We start from the raw sequence: 2,973 nt of genomic DNA, 5'->3' as shown, positions 1-2,973 counted from the left end.
TGTAAGCGTATAGCCAACACACGTTCACATGACTGACGGTGTGTGGTTCAGTCCGTCGACTGCATCCAGTATTTGCCGTACCCGATCTGTAACGGATATGTCCCCCTCAAGCTTTAAGACAGTACAGGTAAGCGCAGACAGCCATTCCTGATGCCTGGCCAAGCTACGTCCAGGGACGCCCCCCTCATCATACTGAGCTGCCCAAGCCAGAAACTCCGGCTTTGCTTGACCGAAGCGTTTTACCTCTCGACGTTTTAGTCTCTCTAATCTGAGTTCAACAGGAAGATAAAGGAACACCACAAGATCAAATTCGCTCTCAAGCGGTTGACCCCAGCCCATTACTGATCCGGCAACCACTGCACGGCCATGAGAGCGCATTTCTTGTAGCAAGCGCGCTCCTCGTTGCGTTTTGTCTGCCAGATGCTGATATGGCGGGTTACTGGGCAGCCACAAAAAATCATCTGCTTCCAGGTGAGTTGTGCTCAGTTCCTTTGCTAAAGCATCCGCTAAGGTCGTGGTGCCGGTACCTGCAGCGCCTGTGATCAAGATGTAACGTGCCGTCTCTTTTGTCATTTCGCTTTCAGCCACTCTAAAACGTTGCCATCTCCGATAAATTAACAGTGCCCCACTGATGTGGCAGCAGTCGAGCGATCTCACTCGCCCGCTGCGTTGGCAGCCGAGTAAGAACGTCCTTCAGGTACGCATACGGATCATGCCCATTTATGCGCGCAGACTGGATCAAGCTCATGATTGCTGCCGCCCGTTTGCCGCTGCGTAGCGATCCGGCGAACAACCAGTTCGAGCGTCCGAGTGCCCATGGCCTTATCTGATTTTCGACCGCGTTATTATCGATGGGCACAGCGCCGTCCTCGAGATATCGAACCAGTGCGCCCCAGCGCTTGAGGCTGTAATCCAGAGCTTTGGCGATAGCCGAGCCTTCGGGCACAAGGTCGCGCTGGGCCAGCATCCAGGTATGCAGTGCATCGATAAGGGGCGCCGCTTTTTCCTGACGTATTCGCCAGCGATCCTCGTCGGTCATTTCCCGCGCTTGCCGTTCGATTTCATACAACCCGCCAATTGAGTGCAGCGCCTGTTCGGCCAGTTGGCTTTTGTTCGTCGCATGCAGATCGAAGAACTTGCGGCGGGCATGGGCCATGCAGCCGATTTCGGTGATGCCTTGCTGAAAGCTTGCTTTGTAGCCGGCGAAATCATCGCAAACCAGCTTGCCGTTCCATTGCCCAAGGAAGTTGCGTGCATGCTCACCCGCACGGCTCGGGCTGAAGTCGTAAACCACTGCTTTAAGTGCCGAAAACGGCGTTGTGCAGTAGGCCCAGACATAAGCACGATGGGTTTTCTTTTCGCCCGGCGCGAGCATCTGCACTGGGGTTTCGTCTGCGTGAATCACGCCTTGGGCAAGTACCGTTTCACGCAGCGCGTCGACCAAGGGCTGGAGTTGCACGCCGGTTTGGCCGACCCATTGCGCCAGTGTCGAGCGGGCGATAGCCAGGCCGGCGCGGCCAAAGATTTTCTCTTGGCGATACAGGGGCAAATGGTCGGCGAATTTGGCCACCATCACGTGAGCCAGCAGCCCTGCGGTCGGTATGCCCTTGTCGATTACCTGGGCCGGAACCGGTGCCTGAGTCAGCGTTTCACACTCGCGGCAGACCCATTTCCCGCGCACATGCTGCTCCACGGTGAACACGCCCGGCGTGTAATCGAGCTTTTCGCTGACGTCTTCGCCGATCCGCTGGAGCTGGCATCCGCAGGGGCATTGGGTGTTGTCTGGTTCGTGATAAATCACGGTACGCGGAAACTGCGCAGGCAATGGAACACGCCTGGGCTGCTTGCGTGGCTCGGCCGGCGCAGCCGGCGGATTCAACGCCTTCAGCTCGGCTTCAATGGCCGCGATGTCTGTGTCGAGCAGGTCATCGAGCAGGCTGCCTTGAGCAGGGCTTAATTGCTCACTGCGCTTAGCAAACTTGTTACGTTTGAACCAGGCGATTTCGTGGGTGAGTTGCTCGATGATGGTTTGGTCGCGGTCATTCTTCTTGCCCATCCTGTCGACTTGCTGTCCGAGCGAATCAACCTGGGACAGCAACTGCGCCGCGAAGGCGCGCAGTTGGTCGGCGCTCATCTGATCGAGATTGGGTGAGGAAGTCATGCCCTGGATTTTACCAAAGCAGGTCGTTTGCGGCAGTAGGCCAAGGAGCTAATTACAGCTTTTTAAAGCAGTGTGATTACACCGCCAGCCCCAACACGCTGCCAAGGTAGGCCGAGCACCAACGCTTGAAGTTGCTCGGTATCCAGTTCTATCTCGCAGCCTTGTCGAATGCCGGGCCAGTGAAACTTTCCTTGGTTCAATCGGCGAGCAGCCAGCCAGACTCCAAACCCGTCATGCACCAGCACTTTCATACGAGTGGCGCGGCGGTTGGCAAACAGATAAGCGCAGTGCGGCTTCGCCGCACCGAACACCGCGATCACCCTGGCCAGCGCAGTTTCAGTGCCGGCACGCATGTCCATGGGCTCGGTGGCAAGCCAGATGGCGTCGATGCGAATCATTGCGTGAGTCCACGGACAAAGCGGGCGCAGCCGTCAGGATCGGAGGTTGGCCATTTCACTGTGATCGATTGCTCGCCAAGCAACAGCTCGATGATCGCCAATGCTTCCGCCTGCCGTTTGGGCGTAGCTCTCAACGGAACGAAAGCTGGCAACGCCGCTGGTGACTGATCTCGGTAAAGTGGTAGCCACTTGCGGATCACGTTGGCGTTGATGCCGTGGCTGATGGCGACGCTGGATAGGGTTGCGCCCGGTTGCAGGCATTCCTGAACAACCTGGGCCTTGAAGGGTTTCGGGTAAGAGCTTCGTTGGCGCATGGAAATCCTGACGTTAAGGGCGATCGCGTCCGCTTAAAAATACGCGGACACCATCGCCCTTAATGCTGGAGTTCGGAAGGTGACTTCCCCAGCCGCTTAC

Annotated in this window: 4 protein-coding genes; all 4 read right to left on the bottom strand. The window is 57.1% G+C overall.

Annotated features, from left to right (window positions below; all coding sequences use genetic code 11):
• Positions 1–24: 24 nt before the first annotated feature.
• Positions 25–588: an AAA family ATPase gene (locus DK261_RS08785; RefSeq protein WP_256597558.1), complete on the bottom strand. Its 564-nt coding sequence runs from the start codon at positions 586–588 to the stop codon at positions 25–27.
• Position 589: 1 nt separating this feature from the next.
• Positions 590–2,161, bottom strand: a complete 1,572-nt coding sequence (locus tag DK261_RS08780) for an IS66 family transposase (protein WP_110175593.1) — start codon at positions 2,159–2,161, stop codon at positions 590–592.
• A 62-nt stretch (positions 2,162–2,223) separates the two neighbouring features.
• Positions 2,224–2,559 carry an IS66 family insertion sequence element accessory protein TnpB gene (tnpB, locus tag DK261_RS33495; protein ID WP_146218524.1) on the bottom strand — a complete coding sequence of 112 codons (336 nt, stop codon included), beginning with the start codon at positions 2,557–2,559 and terminating at the stop codon, positions 2,224–2,226.
• Positions 2,556–2,873 (bottom strand): transposase, encoded by a 318-nt coding sequence (locus DK261_RS08770; RefSeq protein ID WP_110175592.1) that lies wholly within the window; start codon positions 2,871–2,873, stop codon positions 2,556–2,558. The genes tnpB and DK261_RS08770 overlap by 4 nt, the downstream gene beginning before the upstream one ends.
• Between the last annotated feature and the right edge of the window lie 100 nt (positions 2,874–2,973).

The sequence above is a fragment of the Pseudomonas sp. RW409 genome (assembly GCF_003184125.1).
Classification (GTDB): domain Bacteria; phylum Pseudomonadota; class Gammaproteobacteria; order Pseudomonadales; family Pseudomonadaceae; genus Aquipseudomonas; species Aquipseudomonas chlororaphis_I.
Note: the sequence above shows the minus strand (reverse complement) of the source record. Positions and strands in the feature narration are given on the sequence as shown.

Coding starts and splice junctions, on each gene's coding strand:
- tnpB (WP_146218524.1), bottom strand. CDS start 2,559: ATGATTCGCATCGACGCCATCTGGCTTGCCACCGAGCCCATGGACATG.
- DK261_RS08780 (WP_110175593.1), bottom strand. CDS start 2,161: ATGACTTCCTCACCCAATCTCGATCAGATGAGCGCCGACCAACTGCGC.
- DK261_RS08770 (WP_110175592.1), bottom strand. CDS start 2,873: ATGCGCCAACGAAGCTCTTACCCGAAACCCTTCAAGGCCCAGGTTGTT.